14 protein-coding genes and 1 pseudogene are annotated in these 16242 nt (G+C 67.0%); 7 read left to right on the top strand and 8 right to left on the bottom strand.

Annotated features, from left to right (window positions below):
* Positions 1 to 87 precede the first annotated feature (87 nt).
* Positions 88 to 1461 carry a class II 3-deoxy-7-phosphoheptulonate synthase gene (locus tag VSX77_RS09840; RefSeq protein ID WP_338424428.1) on the top strand — a complete coding sequence of 458 codons (1374 nt, stop codon included), beginning with the start codon at positions 88 to 90 and terminating at the stop codon, positions 1459 to 1461.
* 118 nt (positions 1462 to 1579) lie between these two features.
* On the opposite strand, the gene VSX77_RS09835 is transcribed toward VSX77_RS09840, so the two are convergent.
* Together VSX77_RS09835 and VSX77_RS09830 are read right to left on the bottom strand one after the other, a co-directional pair.
* The gene (locus tag VSX77_RS09835; RefSeq protein ID WP_338424427.1) at positions 1580 to 3082 is read right to left on the bottom strand and encodes a M28 family peptidase; all 1503 of its coding nucleotides are present in this window, start codon (positions 3080 to 3082) and stop codon (positions 1580 to 1582) included.
* A 199-nt stretch (positions 3083 to 3281) separates the two neighbouring features.
* Positions 3282 to 4085, bottom strand: coding sequence for an HpcH/HpaI aldolase/citrate lyase family protein (locus tag VSX77_RS09830; RefSeq protein ID WP_338424426.1), 804 nt, complete (start codon positions 4083 to 4085; stop codon positions 3282 to 3284).
* 85 nt (positions 4086 to 4170) lie between these two features.
* Between VSX77_RS09830 and VSX77_RS09825 the strand changes: the two genes are divergently transcribed.
* Complete coding sequence (locus tag VSX77_RS09825) at positions 4171 to 5085, top strand: SPFH domain-containing protein (RefSeq protein ID WP_338424425.1); 915 nt, start codon at positions 4171 to 4173, stop codon at positions 5083 to 5085.
* Between the two features lies 1 nt (position 5086).
* Complete coding sequence (locus tag VSX77_RS09820; protein WP_338424424.1) at positions 5087 to 5533, top strand: NfeD family protein; 447 nt, start codon at positions 5087 to 5089, stop codon at positions 5531 to 5533.
* 96 nt (positions 5534 to 5629) lie between these two features.
* On the opposite strand, the gene VSX77_RS09815 is transcribed toward VSX77_RS09820, so the two are convergent.
* Together VSX77_RS09815 and VSX77_RS09810 are read right to left on the bottom strand one after the other, a co-directional pair.
* Positions 5630 to 6160: a GNAT family N-acetyltransferase gene (locus VSX77_RS09815; protein ID WP_338424423.1), complete on the bottom strand. Its 531-nt coding sequence runs from the start codon at positions 6158 to 6160 to the stop codon at positions 5630 to 5632.
* A gap of 32 nt (positions 6161 to 6192) precedes the next feature.
* A complete protein-coding gene (locus VSX77_RS09810; protein WP_338424422.1) occupies positions 6193 to 6753 on the bottom strand; it encodes a hypothetical protein in 561 nt (186 codons plus the stop codon).
* A gap of 373 nt (positions 6754 to 7126) precedes the next feature.
* Here VSX77_RS09810 and proB point away from each other — a divergent pair.
* The 3 genes and pseudogenes from proB (at position 7127) to sppA (ending at position 11212) form a co-directional block, all read left to right on the top strand.
* Positions 7127 to 8232: pseudogene (gene proB / locus VSX77_RS09805) on the top strand (glutamate 5-kinase).
* A 17-nt stretch (positions 8233 to 8249) separates the two neighbouring features.
* The gene (locus tag VSX77_RS09800) at positions 8250 to 9149 is read left to right on the top strand and encodes an SDR family oxidoreductase (RefSeq protein WP_338427251.1); all 900 of its coding nucleotides are present in this window, start codon (positions 8250 to 8252) and stop codon (positions 9147 to 9149) included.
* A 77-nt stretch (positions 9150 to 9226) separates the two neighbouring features.
* Positions 9227 to 11212 (top strand): signal peptide peptidase SppA, encoded by a 1986-nt coding sequence (gene sppA, locus VSX77_RS09795; RefSeq protein WP_338424421.1) that lies wholly within the window; start codon positions 9227 to 9229, stop codon positions 11210 to 11212.
* 105 nt (positions 11213 to 11317) lie between these two features.
* Here the strand turns inward: sppA and VSX77_RS09790 are convergent, their stop codons facing one another.
* Both VSX77_RS09790 and VSX77_RS09785 read right to left on the bottom strand, forming a co-directional pair.
* Positions 11318 to 12223 (bottom strand): alpha/beta fold hydrolase, encoded by a 906-nt coding sequence (locus VSX77_RS09790; RefSeq protein ID WP_338424420.1) that lies wholly within the window; start codon positions 12221 to 12223, stop codon positions 11318 to 11320.
* 90 nt (positions 12224 to 12313) lie between these two features.
* Entirely contained in the window at positions 12314 to 12937 is a 624-nt protein-coding gene (locus VSX77_RS09785) for a trimeric intracellular cation channel family protein (RefSeq protein ID WP_338424419.1), read from the bottom strand.
* A gap of 62 nt (positions 12938 to 12999) precedes the next feature.
* Here VSX77_RS09785 and VSX77_RS09780 point away from each other — a divergent pair, with 62 nt between their 5' ends.
* Positions 13000 to 13461 carry a GFA family protein gene (locus VSX77_RS09780; protein WP_338424418.1) on the top strand — a complete coding sequence of 154 codons (462 nt, stop codon included), beginning with the start codon at positions 13000 to 13002 and terminating at the stop codon, positions 13459 to 13461.
* Positions 13462 to 13497: 36 nt separating this feature from the next.
* On the opposite strand, the gene lpdA is transcribed toward VSX77_RS09780, so the two are convergent.
* The gene (lpdA, locus tag VSX77_RS09775) at positions 13498 to 14895 is read right to left on the bottom strand and encodes a dihydrolipoyl dehydrogenase (protein ID WP_338424417.1); all 1398 of its coding nucleotides are present in this window, start codon (positions 14893 to 14895) and stop codon (positions 13498 to 13500) included.
* 123 nt (positions 14896 to 15018) lie between these two features.
* On the bottom strand, positions 15019 to 16242 hold the full coding sequence (gene odhB / locus VSX77_RS09770; protein ID WP_338424416.1) for a 2-oxoglutarate dehydrogenase complex dihydrolipoyllysine-residue succinyltransferase: 1224 nt from the start codon (positions 16240 to 16242) through the stop codon (positions 15019 to 15021).

The following is a 16242-nucleotide window of genomic DNA, read 5'->3' as shown; positions in this document are numbered from 1 at the left end:
TTTCCGCCCCAATCGTCCCGCACACATTGCGTCCGGCGGCCATTGGCGCCATGGGGCGCATGATTCGATGATGAAAATGACAGGCAGATGACGAAAAACTGGCAACCGCATAGCTGGCGCTCGCACGAGGCACGCCAGCTGCCCACTTATCGCGACGCCGATGCGCTCGCCGCCGCCGAACGCGAGCTCGCGGGCTATCCGCCGCTTGTCTTCGCCGGCGAAGCGCGCGAGCTGACGAGCGAACTCGCGCGCGTTGCCGAGGGCAAGGCGTTCCTGCTGCAGGGCGGCGATTGCGCCGAAAGCTTTGCCGAATTCCATCCGAACAATATTCGCGATACCTTCCGCGTTCTCCTCCAGATGGCGGTCGTGCTGACCTTCGCCTCGAAAATGCCGGTGGTGAAGCTCGGCCGCATGGCGGGGCAGTTCGCCAAGCCGCGCTCGGCCGATATGGAAGACGTGGATGGCGTTTCGCTGCCGAGCTATCGCGGCGACATCATCAACGACATCGCGTTCGAGGAAGCAGGCCGCGAGCCCGACCCTGCGCGCATGGTCAAGGCGTATAACCAGTCGGCGGCGACGCTGAACCTGCTGCGCGCCTTCGCCGGCGGCGGCTATGCCAATCTTCACCAGGTCAACGCCTGGACGCATGATTTCATGGACCGTAGCCCCTGGGCGAAGAAATATCAGGAAACCGCCGCGCGGATTTCCGAAGCCCTCGCTTTCATGGAAGCATGCGGCGTCACGCCCGAGACGGTGCCGCAGATCAAGGGCACCAGCTTCTATACCAGCCATGAGGCGCTGCTGCTCCCCTATGAGCAGGCGCTGACGCGGCAGGACAGCCTGACCGGCGGCTGGTACGACACCTCGGGGCATTTCCTGTGGGTTGGCGACCGCACGCGATTCGAAGGCTCGGCGCATATCGAATATCTGCGCGGCATCGGCAATCCGGTCGGCATGAAATGCGGGCCCAGCCTGGAGCCCGACGCGCTGCTGCGCCTGCTCGACACGCTCAATCCCAATCATGTCGCTGGGCGGATGACGCTCATTACACGCTATGGCCATGACAAGATCGAGGCGCATCTGCCCAGGCTGGTGCGCGCGGTGAAGGAATCGGGGCATCCCGTCGTCTGGTCGTGCGACCCGATGCACGGCAACGTCATCAAGACGCCCAACGGCTATAAGACGCGCCCGTTCGAGCGTATCCTCGCCGAAGTGCGCGGCTTCTTCGCCGTGCACCGCGCCGAGGGCACGCATGGCGGCGGCATCCATATCGAGATGACCGGCCAGAATGTCACCGAATGCACCGGCGGCGCGATGGACGTGACGCAGATGGACCTCGCCGACCGTTATCACACCCACTGCGACCCGCGTTTGAACGCGGGGCAGTCGCTCGAACTCGCCTTTCTGCTGGCAGAGATGCTCAATCAGGAAATGGCGGATCGCGCCAAGCAGGCGGCTTAATTTCTTTCTCGTCATTGCGAGCGCAGCGAAGTAATCTCCAGCCCTCGACCTTTGCGTAAGGTCGAGGGCTGGAGATTGCCGCGTCGCCTCCGGCTCCTCGCAATGACGCGCTACAGAGCTACTTGACGGCCCACCGCTTCGTGTCGGCAAACGCCCGTCCCAGCGCGACGTGCAGATCGGCATCCTCGGCCGCGCCCCCGAGCGGTATCTTGTCGGAGAAATTGTCGCCCGGCCGGTGATAGTCGCTGCCGAGGAATGCCTCGAGCAGTTTCATGTCCGAAAAGCTGCCGCCGACCATCAGCGAAGCGACACCCTTCGCGCCCAGCGCCCAGCCGTCCTGCCGCTGGATGAAGGGGTCGGCCTCGCCATCCTCGTCGAGCGTGCGGCCCAGCCTGGTCGCCACCTCACGCACCACTGCGTCATAGGCGGGCTTGCCGCGGCCGATCGTCGCCACGGGCGTGCCGCGCGGCGAAATCGCAACTGTGTCGACGTTGAGCGCAACGGTGATGTCGCCGAGCGGAACCACCGGATGATCGGCAAAATAACGCGCGCCAAGCAGGCCCTGCTCCTCTGCCGTCGTCGCGAGGAAATAAACATCGCGGTCGGGGCGCACGCCCTTGCCCAGCCGCTTCGCAACCTCGATCAGCATCGCGATCCCGCTCGCATTGTCGACCGCGCCGTTACAGATGCGGTCGGTCTCGCCCTCGGGCGCGCAGATGCCCAGATGGTCCCAGTGGCCCAAGAACAGCACGGCCTTGCCGTCGGGCTTCGCGCCCGGCAGCCTTGCAACGACATTGTGGCTGGCGAAGGGGCGAACCGCCGATTGTGCGGTAAAGTCCGCGGTCACGGACAGCGCTGCGCCTCGATAGTCCGACGCTTTGGCCGCCTCGCGTAGCGCGGCGCCATCCTGTCCCGCGGCTCTAAACAGAGCGTTCGCGGCGGCGCCCGACAGGAAACCGCTCACCGGCGCGCCCACCCTGGCGCTGGCAAGGCGCATGGATTTGCTGCCGACGCTTTCGCGCAGCGCATCCCACGGCACCGCATCGGTTGCGATCACCAGCACCGCGGAGGCGCCCGCATCGGCGAGCAGCTGACGCCGTTCGCGATAGCGCGGCAGCTTGTCGCCAAAGGGCGCGTTGTCGAACAGCATGATCGCGAGCTTGCCCCGGACGTCGGCATTGACCTGACCTGCACCATCGACTCCATAGCCGACGAAGACTGCGGGAACGCCCGCGAGCGTCACCGATGCTTCACGCCCGCTCACGACGACGCCGTCATCGCCGAGCGCGAAATCGCGGCCGTTCACCTTGAACGTCCCTGTGCCGCCCAGCGCCTGCGTCTCGACAAAGGGCACCGGCTGGAGCCACGGGGTTGCGCTGCCCGGCACCGCTTGGAGCCCCGCCTTTGCCCATTCGCCGACGATATAGGCAATTGTGCGATCCTCGCCGTCGGTGCCCGGCGCGCGCCCCTCGAACGCATCGTCCGCCAGCACCTTGATATGCGCGGCAAGGTCCGCCTCGGTAATCGGGGCGTCCGCCTTGGCGGGCGCGGCCAGAACGGGGGTCGATAGGGCGATCAGGGCGACGGCTGCAATGGCGGCGCGGAAGGGCATGGTTGTCATGGGCGCGCGGCATGACATTTCCGCCGCGGGCAGGCAAGGCGGTTCGTCGAACGACGAAGGGCGTGCTTACGCCCTCCCCTTCAGGGGAGGGCAGCGAGACTTGCGAACTTGTTCGCTAGTCGCAGGGTGGGGCCATCGGCCTTGCGCAAGGCCGATGGCCCCACCCCAACCCCTCCCCTGAAGGGGAGGGGCTAAAACCTCACCGCCCCGTCCGCGCGAGCAACGCGCGCGCCGCCGCGACGTGCATATCCTCGATCATCCGCCCCTCGTGCCGCTGCGCGCCGCCGGTTGCCGCCGCGACCAATGCCTCGGCCGCGGCAATCTCACGCGCCGTCGGCGCAAAGGCGGCGTTGCACGGATCTACCTGCGATGGGTGGATCAGCGTCTTGCCGTCGAAGCCCAGCCGCCGCCCCTCGGCCGCCTCGGCGGCGAAGCCCGCGGCGTCGTCGATCGCATTGTAAACGCCGTCGAAGCACCAGACGCCGGCCGCGCGCGCCGCGAGCACAATCGCCTGGATTGCGTGGCTCATCGCGCTGCGGTCCATACCGTCCGGCAGCTTCAGTTCGTGCGCGAGGTCGTTGAGCCCCGCGATCAGCCCCGCGACGGCGTCGTCCGCGGCGATCTCCCGCGCGGCATAGATGGCGGCGGGTGTCTCGATCATCGCGAGGACGGGCAGGCCGAGCGCACGCAGCGGGCCCAGATCGTCCGGCGCATCGACTTTCGGCAGCACCACCGCGTCGAGCGCCAGCCCCGCAATAGCGGCCAGGTCGTCCGCCTGCCCGAGGCCGCCCGTCGCGTTGACGCGCACCGCGACACGCTTGCCCGGATAGCCCGCGGTCACCGCCGCGCGCATGGCCGCGCGCGCCTCGGCCTTGCGATCGGCGGGCACGGCATCCTCCAGGTCGATAATCAGCAAGTCGGCCGCAAGACCCGCGGCCTTTTCAAGCGCGCGGGCGTTCGATCCTGGAACATAGAGCAGCGAGCGGGGGGCAAAATCGGTCATGCGCTTTTCTGTGGCGTAGCCGCGCGGTTGCCGCAATAAGGAAGGCGGGTTTGCAAAGAGACGTTTTTGCAAGAGGGGATGATCGATGGAATTTGCACTTGCACTGGTCGTTCTGGCGCTGGTGTTCCTGATCTGGGCGTTGACGCCCGTGCGCCAGGGCTTCGCCTATACGATCGAACGCTTCGGCCGCTACACGCACACCGCGCAGCCGGGGCTCAACTTCATCATGCCGATCTTCGACCGTGTCGGGCGCAAGGTGAACATGATGGAACAGGTGCTCGACATCCCGGGACAGGAAATCATCACCAAGGACAATGCGATGGTCGCGGTCGACGGGGTGGTGTTCTTTCAGGTGCTCGACGCCGCCAAAGCGGCCTATGAGGTCAGCGACCTTTATCTGTCGATCATGAACCTGACGACGACGAACCTGCGCACCGTGATGGGGTCGATGGACCTTGACGAAACGCTGTCGAAACGCGACGAAATCAACGCGCGCCTGCTGCACGTCGTCGACGACGCGACGACGCCATGGGGGGTCAAGATCACGCGCGTCGAGATCAAGGACATCCGCCCGCCCGCCGACATTTCGAATGCCATGGCGCGCCAGATGAAGGCGGAGCGCGAAAAGCGCGCTGCGATCCTCGAAGCCGAAGGGCTGCGGGCGTCGGAAATCCTGCGCGCCGAGGGCGAGAAGCAGGGCCAGATCCTCCAGGCCGAGGGCCGCCGCGAAGCCGCTTTCCGCGATGCCGAAGCGCGCGAGCGCGAAGCCGAGGCCGAAGCCAAGGCGACGCAGATGGTCAGCGACGCGATCGCCAGCGGCAATGCGCAGGCGATCAACTATTTCATCGCGCAGAAATATGTCGAAGCCGTCAGCCAGTTCGCCACCAGCCCGAACAGCAAGACGATCCTGTTCCCGGTCGAAGCGACGCAGCTGATCGGGACGCTCGGCGGCATCGGCGAACTTGCCAAGGATGCCCTCGAACGCAAGACGGGAGCCTGACATGCCCGACTGGCTCGCCAATATGGAACCGCATTGGGCGTGGCTTTCGCTTGGCGTGCTGCTCGCCGCGGCCGAGATCGTCGCGCCCGGCTTTTTCCTGATCTGGATCGGCGCGGCGGCGATCGTCACCGGCGTCATCGCCTGGGTTATACCGCTCGGCATCCCGCTTCAGCTCGGCATCTTTGCCCTGCTGTCGTTCGTCGCGCTTTATGGCGGGCGCCGGTGGCTTAAGGCGAACCCGATCACCACGACCGACCCCTATCTCAACCAGCGCGGCGGCCGCCTGGTCGGCGAGGTGCTGACGGTGACCAAGGCGATCGAGGATGGCCGCGGCCGTGCCAAGGTCGGCGACGGCGAATGGCCGGTGCGCGGTCCCGACGCGGCCGAGGGCAGCAAGGTGCGCGTGGTGAGCGCCGACGGTGGGGTGCTGATGGTCGAGCTGGCATAGCAAAGCGTCGCCCCCGCGCAGGCGGGGCCGCCCTTGCCCGGCACTGAAACTTAAACCGCCTGCGGCCCCCGCCTGCGCGGGGGCGACGGTTGGTCCTTACCCGCCCCGCGGCCGCGAATAAATCGCCGTCAGATGCCCCAGCGCGTCGGTGTCGCCGATGTGGCGGAACCCCAGCTTCGCCGCGACGCGCTCCGACGCCTCATGGCCGCGGTCGATGATGCAGCGCACGTCCGTTGCATCGAGGTGCGCGTCGGCCCAGCCAAGTACCGCAGTCATCGCCTCGGTCGCATAGCCCGCGCCCCAATGATCGGCGTCGAACGCCCACCCCGCTTCGGGCACCCCCTCCAGTTCGGCGATGCCCCGCCCGAAATAGGATAATCCGCCCATACCGATCAGCGCGTCGCTCGCGCGGTCGGCGAACACCCAGTAACCGAAACCCATCACCGGCCACAGCCCCGCCGCACTCAGGAACTTGCCCCAGCTGACGTCGGGCGCGCGCGGTTCGCCGCCGATAAACCGCGTAACGCGCGCGTCGGCCCACATCGCGATATGCGTATCCTTGTCGGAAAGGCGGCCGGGGCGCAGGCGCAGGCGATCGGTTTCGATGACGGGGGCGATGCTCGACATGCGCCGCGATGTGCCGAAGCGAACGCGCGCCGTCAATCGGGGTTCAGATAATGGTCGAACAGATCGTGCAGCACCACCTTGCCGTCGACTTTCTGCTTGGCGCGCATCACCGCCAGCGTATCGACGCGCGTCAGCACGTCTACATGGCGCAGCACGGCATGATAATGCGGTCGATCGGCAAAATCGTGGAACAGCAGGATGCAGTCGGGTTTGCAGTGGATGACCGCCTGGAGCAGGCAGGCGACACGAAAGCGCCCGTCGATCAGCACCGCGTCGGGACTGCCCCCCATGCCGCGCCAGACCTGCGTGTGATAGCGCGGCCAGTCGCGAAGGCGGCTCTCATCGACCGGATAGCCCCACTCGCCGACCCGACCGATGTCGATGTGGATCGGGGTGAATTCAACGGGCTCGGCCGCAATGTCCGCCTGCACGCGCGCAAGCCAGGCGGCATCGCTGTCGACGCTGACGATCCGCCGCACCTGCCGCGCCGCGACGAGCGTGCTGCCGCCGCAGCCGAATTCGAGCAGCGAACCGAGCCCCGCCAGCTGCAATTCGAAATGCCGCGCCTCGGCGGCGGTCATATGTGGCTGCATGGCCCCCTCCCCATGATCCCCCCGAGCGCGCAGCGTTATGGCAATCGGCGCCGGGCGTCCAGTTCGGCGCCGCCTGCCCCGAGGTTTGTGCCGCCCCCCAAAATTCGCTGTCCTATTTCGCCGCGACGTGCCAGCCTCCCTCTCGCTCTTTGACATCACCGGCTTCGGCAAATCGCGCTTAAAGCGACAAAGGAGACAATTTAGCTGCGCACATGCGTATATTTTGTCGCTTTAAGCCCCACACGTCGCGGCGCCGTCTGCGTCACCGCCCCTCCTCTGGAGCCTGCATGACCTTTGGACCCGGCTGGCGCGGCACGCCCGCATCGCGACATTCGCATTGGCGCGGCGCGGCGGCCGCGCTATCGGCGGCGGCATGAGCCTGTTCCCGCCTGCCTCCTGCCCGCGGCTGATCGTCAAGATCGGGTCGGCGCTGCTCGTCGATCCCGATGGCGCGGTGCGGCGCGACTGGCTGACGGGCATCGCCGCCGACATCGCCGAGCGCGCGCGCGCGGGCCAGCAGGTCGCCGTCGTGTCGTCGGGCGCGATCGCACTCGGCGCGCGGCGGCTGGGGCTCCCAAAGGCGGCCGCGCGAGCCTGGAGGATGCGCAGGCCGCCGCCGCGACCGGGCAGATCGCGCTCAGCCAGGTGTGGGCCGAGGTGCTGGGCGCCGAAGGGCTGACCGCGGCGCAGATGCTCGTGACGCTCGGCGATCTGGAGCATCGCCGCCGCTACCTCAACGCCGCGGCGACGCTCGACCGGCTGCTCAGCCTGGGCGTTGTGCCGATCATCAATGAGAATGACAGCGTCGCGACCGAGGAAATCCGTTTCGGCGACAACGACCGGCTCGCCGCGCGCGTCGCGCAGGCTGCCGCGGCGCGCGGCGTCATCCTGCTGTCCGACATCGACGGCCTCTATGACCGCAACCCCGCGCATCCGGGCGCGGTGCATATCGCGCGGATCGAGCGGATCGACGCCAAGATCGAGGCGATGGCCGACACCGGATCGGCATCGGGCATGGGATCGGGCGGCATGGTGTCGAAAATCGCCGCGGCGCGCATTGCCAACGCCGCGGGCGCGCATCTCGCCATCGCGTCGGGCCGGGTCGACCGCCCGCTGTCGGCTGAGGCGCGGCACAGCCTGTTCGTCGCCGAGCGTGGCGCAAACGCGCGCAAGGCGTGGCTCGCCGGCGGGCTGACCGCCGAAGGACGGCTGACGATCGACGCGGGTGCGATCAAGGCACTGGCGGGCGGCGCGAGCCTGCTCGCTGCCGGGGTGACCGCGGTATCGGGCGCATTTGCGCGCGGCGACATCCTCGATATCGCCGGACCCGACGGGCGCGTCGTCGCGCGCGGCCTGTCCGAATATCCCGCGGCCGACGCCGCCGCAATCGCCGGCCTCGGCCGCGAGGCGCAGGCGGCCGCGCTTGGCTATGCGCCGCGCAGCGCCATCGTCCACCGCGACCATCTGGTGTTGCTGTGACGCAGCGCGTGCTGGCGATGACCGGCGCAACCGGTTTCGTCGGCCGCGCGACGCTCCGCGAAGCGGTCGAAGCGGGCTGGCACGTCCGCGCCCTCACCCGCCGGCCGCAGCCCGAGCGCGACGGCGTGACCTGGATCGCCGGCGCACTCGACCGGCCCGACAGCCTGGCCGAAATGGCGGCGGACGCCGACGTCGTCATGCACATCGCCGGCGTCGTCAACGTGCCCAGCCGCGAAGCCTTCGAGGCGGGCAATGCCACCGCTACCGCGAATGTCGTCAAGGCCGCGCGCGATGCCGGGGTGTCACGCTTCGTCCATGTCTCGTCGCTGGCGGCGCGCGAACCGGGCCTTTCGGACTATGGCTGGTCGAAGGAGCGCGCCGAGGTCGTCGTTCAGGACAGCGGGCTCGACTGGACCATCGTGCGCCCGCCCGCGGTGTTCGGGCCCGGCGATACCGAGATGCTCGACCTGTTCCGCATGGTCCGGCGCGGTATCGCGCTGCTGCCTCCCAAGGGACGAATGTCGGCGATCTATGTCGATGATCTCGCGTGCCTGCTCGTCGCGCTTGCCGCCGACCGCGAAACGAGCATCGGCCAAATCTATGAACCCGACGACGGGGTGCCGGGCGGTTGGTCGCACCGCGGCTTTGCCCGCGCGATCGGCCGCGCGGTCGGCCGCGCCTATGTGCCGACGCTCGCGGCCCCGGCACTGCTGCTCAAGGCCGGCGGACGCATCGACAGGTTCGTGCGCCGCGGCCGGGCCAAGCTGACCCCCGACCGCGCGCGCTATATCGCGCATCCCGACTGGGTGGTGACCGAGGGCGCGCGCCCGCCTGCGGCGCTCTGGCGGCCCGGGCGCGAGACCGACGATGCGCTCGCCGAAACGGTGCGCTGGTATCGCCGCGAAGGTTGGCTTTGACGCTGCCGGTGCCGTGCTGTCGCCCTCCCGTCGAAGCGTGCATTGCCAAGGACGGGGCGCATCCCTAGATTTGTCCGATGACCGACAGTAGCGCGACCACGCCCAACGATCCCGCCGGCCCTTGGGCCATCCCCGTCCGCCGGCCGCTTCCGGGCGAGGAGAAGCCGCACCGCACGACCAGCTTTCCGCGCAAGGTCTGGAACCTGCTCGTCGGAATCAAGGATGCGCTGGCGCTCATATTCCTGCTGCTCTTCTTCGTCGCACTGTTCGGACTGCTCGCCGGGCGCCCCAATGCCGGGCTGCCGGTCAACCAGGGGGCGCTGCTGATCGAACTCGACGGGCTCGTCAGCGAACAGCCGACCGAAGTCGATCCTTTCACGGCGCTGTCGGGCGGCGCGCAGATCAAGGAAATCCGCACGCGCGACGTCGTCCACGCGCTCGAAACCGCTGCGGAGGACAAGCGCATCACCTCGGTCGTGCTCGACCTCGACCGTTTCCTTGGCGGCGGACAGGTGTCGCTGGCCGACATCGGCGGCGCCATCGACAAGGTGCGCGCGAAGAAAAAACCCGTGCTCGCCTTTGCCACCGCATACACCACCGACAGCTATCAGATCGCCTCGCACGCGAGCGAAATCTGGGCCGACAGCATCGGCGGCGTTGCGATCGCGGGGCCGGGCGGGTCGCGCCTCTATTATAAGGGGCTGATGGACCGGCTGGGGATCACCGCCAACATCTATCGCGTTGGCACTTTCAAGAGCGCGGTCGAGCCGTATCTGCGCAGCGACCAGTCACCCGAGGCGAAGGAAGCCAACCTCGCCTATGCAGGCGTCCTGTGGGACAATTGGCTGGCGGACGTCAAAAAGGCGCGCCCGGCGGCCAAACTTGACGCCTATATCGCCGACACGGCAGGCGCCGTGCGCGCCGCGGGCAACGACCTGTCGAAAGCCTCGCTCGATGCGGGCCTTATCGACAAGCTCGGCAGCCGCATGGCGTTCAGCCGCCGCGTCGCGGAAATCAGCGGCGCCACCGACGATGGCACGCCGTGGGACTTTAACGCCATCCCGCTCGAAAATTGGGTCGCGGCGAACCCGCCCGCTCAGCCGGGCAGCGCGATCGCGGTAGTTCCCGTCGTCGGCGAAATCGTCGATGGCGAAGCGCCGGCCGGCCTCGCGGGCGGCACGACGATCGCCGAACATATCCTCGACGCCGCGACCGACAGCAGCGTCAAGGCGATCGTCCTGCGCGTCGATTCGCCCGGGGGATCGGTGCTGGCGTCGGAGGAAATCCGTCAGGCGCTGCTCGCCGCCAAGGCCAAGAAACTGCCCGTCGTCGTGTCGATGGCCAATGTCGCCGCGTCGGGGGGTTACTGGATTTCGACCCCGGCCGACCGCATCTTTGCCGAACCCGACACGATCACCGGATCGATCGGCGTGTTCGGCATCCTGCCGAGCTTCGACCAGGCGCTCGCCAAGATCGGCGTCAACGCCGACGGCATCGCAACGACGCCGCTGTCGGGCCAGCCCGACATTGTCGGCGGGGTGAACGACGAATTCAACGCGCTGGCGCAGGCGAGCGTCGAGGACATTTATACGCGCTTCACCGGCCTCGTTGCCAAGAACCGCAATCAGCCGCTCGACAAGATCCTGCCGATCGCCGAAGGGCGCGTGTGGGCGGGCGGCACCGCGCGCCAGCTTGGCCTTGTCGACCAGTTCGGCGGCCTGCCCGACGCGCTTGCCGCCGCGGCGAAGCTCGCGAAGGTCGAGGGCGATTTCCACGCCAAATATTTCGAGGAAGAGCCGAGCGAGTTTTCCAAAATGCTCGCCAAATGGTCGGACGGCGGCGAGGAAGAAACCGCCGCGCTCCCCCGCGGCTGGTTTGGCATCGCGGCGATGAACCGCCAGCTCACCGAGCGGCGGCTGGTGCAGGATCTGACGATGCTGACGCAGACGGGCTCGATCCAGGCGTCGTGCCTCGACTGCCGCGCCTATTTGCCCGCCGTCCCGCGGCCGGGCAAGGGCGAAGCAAAGGGTTTTCTGGCGACGCTGGCGCTTCTATTGAAATAACGAGTTCGTCATTGCGAGCGAAGCGAAGCAATCCAGAGCGGTTTGCGCTAATCTGGATTGCTTCGCTTCGCTCGCAATGACGGGTTTTGAAACCGAGATCGTCCCTTAGGCCGCGACCTTCGTTTTCTTCGCAATATGCCCCGCAATCGCATCGGCCAGCGTGTCGACGAGCGCCAGCGGCAGGTCGTGCCCCATGCCGGGGATCGTCATCAGCCGCGCGCCCGCGATATTCGCCGCGGTGTCACGTCCCCCCGCCAGCGGGACGAGCGGGTCGTCTTCGCCGTGAATCACCAGCGTCGGCGCCTTGATCGACTTCAGCATCGACCGCCGGTCACCGTCAGCAACGATCGCCGCAACCTGCCGCGCGAAACCCGGCGGATACCAGCCGCGCTCGAAATCGGTGCGCACGCGGCGCTGGAGCCGGTCCTCGTCGGACGGATAGCCGGGGCTGCCGATCACCCGCGCTGCCTTCACCCCATAGGCAATCAGCGCCTCCTTATCGCCGCTCGTCGGCCGGTTGGCGAGCGCCTGCATCGCTTCCTTGCGCGCGCGCGGTAATCGGCGGTTGCCCGTTGTCGACATCACCGACGCAAGCGTCAGCACGCGCTCCGGATAGCGCGCGGCGATATGCTGCGAAATCATGCCGCCCATCGACACGCCGACGATATGCGCCTGGCCAATGCCCAGATGGTCGAGCAGGCCGATGCCGTCGGCGGCCATATCGGCGAGCGTGTAGGCGGATCGCACCGGCAGGCCGAACGCCGCCTTCACGAACATCCATTTCAGGTTCGGCACCCCCGCCGCGTCAAAGCGCGTCGAAAGCCCGACGTCCCGATTGTCGTAGCGGATCGTGCGGAAACCGCGCTCGTTCAGCGCCGCGACGAATTCGTCGGGCCACAGCGTCAACTGGCCGCCCAGCCCCATCACCATCAGGATCGCGGGCGCATCCTTCGGCCCGCGATCCTCATAGGTAATGTCGATGCCGTTCACCGCCGCCTGTTCGGTCTGCATGCAATTTCCCTGGCCAAGCCGCACCGGCGATCGGTGCTGACACGATTGTTCACAAGGCCAATCTGCCGCCACTCGGCCGATTAGGCAAGCCTAGCCGTCACTCCGGGGGCCGCGATACGGAGGGAGGGCAAGCGACCAGTGGATCGCAGCGCCGCGCAGCGCAAAGCCTGCGAGCGCGCCGGCCACTGCCGCCACCGGCGTTCCAGCGCCCAGCCAGATCAGCAGCAGGAACAGACCCGACGCCAGCGCCGCTGCGGTCACATAAACCTCGGGGCGTACGATGATCGACGGCACCCCCGCCAAAATGTCGCGGATCGTCCCGCCGACGCAGCCGGTGATGACCCCCATCAGCAGCGCCGGCACGGGCGGCACGCCCCACGCGAGCGCCTTGGCGGTGCCGAACACGGCGTAGGCGGCGAGTCCCACCGCGTCCGCCCATTCGAGCAATTGCCCCTGCCACCAGCGTTCGGGCGTGACCCAGACGATCAGCGCGATCGCGATGCACACCGCGGCGATCGCCCCATCCTGCACCCAAAAGACCGGCGCGCCGATCAGCAGGTCGCGCACGCTGCCCCCGCCGACCCCGGTGACGAGCGCAAAAAAGGCCGCGGTCACGAGCGTCTGCCGCAGCCGCACCGCCATCAGCGCGCCCGAAAGCGCAAAAACGCCGATGCCGATCAGGTCGATCAAGCGAATGAGGGACTGGGTTTCCATCATCGGCGGCGCTAACACTCGCCCCGCAGCTGCACAATGGACGATGCGCGAGGAGGTTGATGATGAAAGGTCAATGCGCTTGCGGGGACGTCAGCTATGAACTGACGAGCGCACCGATGATCGTCCATTGCTGTCACTGCCGCCACTGCCAGCGCGAAACGGGAACCGCCTTTGTTGTCAATGCGATGATCGAGAGCGACCGCCTGCAAGTCGAAGGGACGGTCGAACTGGTGATGACGCCATCCGAAAGCGGCCGCGGGCAAGAGATTGCGCGCTGCCCCAGTTGCCACATCGCGCTGTGGAGTCATTATCCGAAAGCCGGACGGCGATCCTCGTTCGTGCGCGTCGGCACGCTCGACGACCCGGCCGCGTGCCCGCCCGACGTCCACATCTTCACGCGCAGCAAGCTGCCTTGGGTTCAATTGCCCGCTGACACGCCGAATTTCGCCGACATCTATCCCGCACGCGAAGAAGTCTGGAGCGCGGAGGCAATGGAGCGATGGCGCGCGATGATGGCATCGTAACGCGCCGCCGGTCCGCGCCAGCGAAATGAGCACCGGTCAGATGTGGATCGGCTTGCCTGTCACCGCCATCGCGGCTTCCTTGATCGCTTCGCTGTGCGTCGGGTGCGCGTGGCAGGTATAGGCGATGTCTTCGGACGTCGCGCCAAACTCCATCGCCTGCGCCGCCTGCGCGATCATCGTGCCCGCGACGCTCGCGATGCACCATACGCCCAGCACGCGGTCGGTCCTGGCGTCTGCGATCACCTTCACGAAACCGTCGGGCTCGTGGTTGGTCTTGGCGCGGCTGTTCGCGAGCATCGGGAATTTGCCGACCTTGACCTCGCCCTTTTCCTTCGCCTGCTCCTCGGTCAGCCCGACGCCCGCGATTTCGGGCCAGGTGTAGACGACCGACGGGATGACATCGTGATTGACGATGCCCGTCTGCCCCGCGACATTCTCGGCACAGGCGATGCCTTCGTCCTCGGCCTTGTGTGCAAGCATTGGCCCCGGAACGACGTCGCCGATCGCCCAGATGCCGTCGACGGCGGTGCGGAAATCATGATCGGTCTCGATCTGACCGCGCTGGTTCGTGGTCAGCCCCGCCTTGTCGAGCGCGAGGCCGTCGGTGTTCGGACGGCGGCCGATCGAAACGAGGACGACATCGGCTTCCAGCGTCTCCGCCTCGCCACCGGCGGCGGGTTCGAGCGTCAGCACGGCCTTCTTGCCCTTCACCTCGGCCTTGGTCACCTTGGTCTTGAGCTTGAATTCGATGCCCTGCTTCTTGAAGATCTTGTTCGCTTCCTTGCGAACGTCGGCGTCCATGCCGGGCAGGATCTGATCGAGAAACTCGACGCAGGTGACCTTGGCGCCCAGCCGGCGCCACACGCTGCCCAGCTCCAGCCCGATCACGCCGCCGCCGATCACGACCATGTGGCCCGGCACCTTCGCCAGCTCGAGTGCACCGGTCGAATCCACGATAACCTGCTTGTCGTTATCGACCTCGACCCCCGGAAGCGGGGTCACCGACGACCCGGTGGCGATGATGATATTCTTTGCGCGATAGCTCTTTCCCGCAACATCCACCGTGTCGGCCGACTTGAATTGCGCATAGCCCTTCAGCCAGTCTACCTTGTTCTTCTTGAACAGGAACTCGATGCCGCCGGTCAGCCCTTTGACCGCATCGCGGCGCTGGCCGTGCATCGTATCGAGGTCGAGCTCGGGCTTCACTTTGACGCCCATGGCCGCCATCGACCCGTTCGCCGCCGCATCGAAATACTCGGACGCATGGAGCATCGCCTTCGACGGGATGCAGCCGACGTTGAGACAGGTGCCACCCAGCGTCTCACGCCCCTCGGCGCACGCGGTCTTGAGCCCCAGCTGCGCCGCGCGGATCGCCGCGACATAACCGCCGGGACCGGCGCCGATGACAAGGACGTCGTAGTCGTAATCGGACATTTCAGTCTCCGTTCGCCCTGAGCTTGTCGAAGGGCCGTACTTTTCTCGATCCGTCGCTCTCAAGAGAAGAACGGGGCTTCGTTCAACCCCGGATCAACTCCGGGGCCGAACGGATGTAGGATTTCAGAGGTCGATCAACAACCGCGTCGGATCCTCGATCGCTTCCTTGATCGTCTTGAGGAAGGTGACCGCCTCGCGGCCGTCGATCAGGCGGTGGTCATAGCTGAGCGCGAGATACATCATCGGGCGCACGACGACCTCGCCGTTCACGACCACGGCACGATCCTCGATGCGGTGGAGGCCGAGCACTGCCGACTGCGGCGGGTTGATGATCGGGGTCGACATCAGCGACCCGAACACGCCGCCGTTCGAGATGGTGAACGTCCCGCCGGTCATGTCGTCCATCGTCAGCGTGCCCTCCTTGGCGCGCTTGCCGAAATCGCCGATCGTCTTTTCGATGTCCGCGAACGACAGCGTTTCGGCGTTGCGGATCACCGGCACGACAAGCCCGCTCGGCCCGCTCACCGCGACCGAAATATCCATATAATTGTTATAGACAATCTCGTCGCCGTCGATGCGGCCGTTGACCGCGGGAATGTCCTTGAGCGCAAGGCACGCGGCCTTGGTGAAGAAGCCCATGAAGCCCAGCCGCACGCCATGCTTCTTTTCGAACAGATCCTTGTACCGCGCGCGCGCCTCGATCACCGCCGACATGTCGACGTCGTTGAAGGTCGTCAGCATCGCCGCGGTGTCCTGCGCCGATTTCAGCCGCTTGGCGATCGTCTGGCGCAGGCGCGTCATCTTGACGCGCTCTTCCTGGCGGCCCGGCGCGCCGCTCGCGGCAGGCGCTGCCGCGGGGGCGGGAGCAGGCGTGGGCGCGGCGTCGGGCGCTGCATTCGCCGCCGCCAGCACATCTTCCTTGGTCAGACGGCCGTCCTTGCCGCTGCCCTTGATCTTCGTCGGGTCGAGCCCGTGTTCGAGCACCAGACGGCGCACCGCCGGCGACATGGTCGTGACCGTATCGACGCCTTCGCTCGCGGCGGGCGCGGTGGCGGCGGGGGTCGGCGCTGCGGCTTCGGCCTTGGCGGGCGCCGGCGACGCGGCCGCGCCGCCCGCCTCGATCGTTGCGATCACCGCGCCGACATTGACCGTGTCGCCCACGGCAGCGAGCTGCTGTCCCATCACTCCGGCGACGGGCGAGGGCACCTCGACCGCGACCTTGTCGGTTTCCAAGCTGGCGATGGGCTCGTCGAGCGCCACCGCTTCGCCGGGCTTTTTCAGCCATTCGCCGATCGTCGCTTCGGAAACGCTTTCGCCCAGCGTGGGGACTTTGACTTCGGTGCTCAT

Source organism: Sphingopyxis sp. TUF1, assembly GCF_036687315.1.
Lineage (GTDB): Bacteria > Pseudomonadota > Alphaproteobacteria > Sphingomonadales > Sphingomonadaceae > Sphingopyxis > Sphingopyxis kveilinensis.
The sequence above is the reverse complement of the archived record's forward strand: the minus strand, read 5'-3'. Positions and strand labels throughout refer to the sequence as shown.

Bases quoted from the DNA above. Each gene is read 5' to 3' on its own strand.
- VSX77_RS09840 (WP_338424428.1), top strand. From the start codon at position 88: ATGACGAAAAACTGGCAACCGCATAGCTGGCGCTCGCACGAGGCACGC.
- VSX77_RS09835 (WP_338424427.1), bottom strand. From the start codon at position 3,082: ATGACAACCATGCCCTTCCGCGCCGCCATTGCAGCCGTCGCCCTGATC.
- VSX77_RS09830 (WP_338424426.1), bottom strand. From the start codon at position 4,085: ATGACCGATTTTGCCCCCCGCTCGCTGCTCTATGTTCCAGGATCGAAC.
- VSX77_RS09825 (WP_338424425.1), top strand. From the start codon at position 4,171: ATGGAATTTGCACTTGCACTGGTCGTTCTGGCGCTGGTGTTCCTGATC.
- VSX77_RS09820 (WP_338424424.1), top strand. From the start codon at position 5,087: ATGCCCGACTGGCTCGCCAATATGGAACCGCATTGGGCGTGGCTTTCG.
- VSX77_RS09815 (WP_338424423.1), bottom strand. From the start codon at position 6,160: ATGTCGAGCATCGCCCCCGTCATCGAAACCGATCGCCTGCGCCTGCGC.
- VSX77_RS09810 (WP_338424422.1), bottom strand. From the start codon at position 6,753: ATGCAGCCACATATGACCGCCGCCGAGGCGCGGCATTTCGAATTGCAG.
- VSX77_RS09800 (WP_338427251.1), top strand. From the start codon at position 8,250: ATGACCGGCGCAACCGGTTTCGTCGGCCGCGCGACGCTCCGCGAAGCG.
- sppA (WP_338424421.1), top strand. From the start codon at position 9,227: ATGACCGACAGTAGCGCGACCACGCCCAACGATCCCGCCGGCCCTTGG.
- VSX77_RS09790 (WP_338424420.1), bottom strand. From the start codon at position 12,223: ATGCAGACCGAACAGGCGGCGGTGAACGGCATCGACATTACCTATGAG.
- VSX77_RS09785 (WP_338424419.1), bottom strand. From the start codon at position 12,937: ATGGAAACCCAGTCCCTCATTCGCTTGATCGACCTGATCGGCATCGGC.
- VSX77_RS09780 (WP_338424418.1), top strand. From the start codon at position 13,000: ATGAAAGGTCAATGCGCTTGCGGGGACGTCAGCTATGAACTGACGAGC.
- lpdA (WP_338424417.1), bottom strand. From the start codon at position 14,895: ATGTCCGATTACGACTACGACGTCCTTGTCATCGGCGCCGGTCCCGGC.
- odhB (WP_338424416.1), bottom strand. From the start codon at position 16,242: ATGAGCACCGAAGTCAAAGTCCCCACGCTGGGCGAAAGCGTTTCCGAA.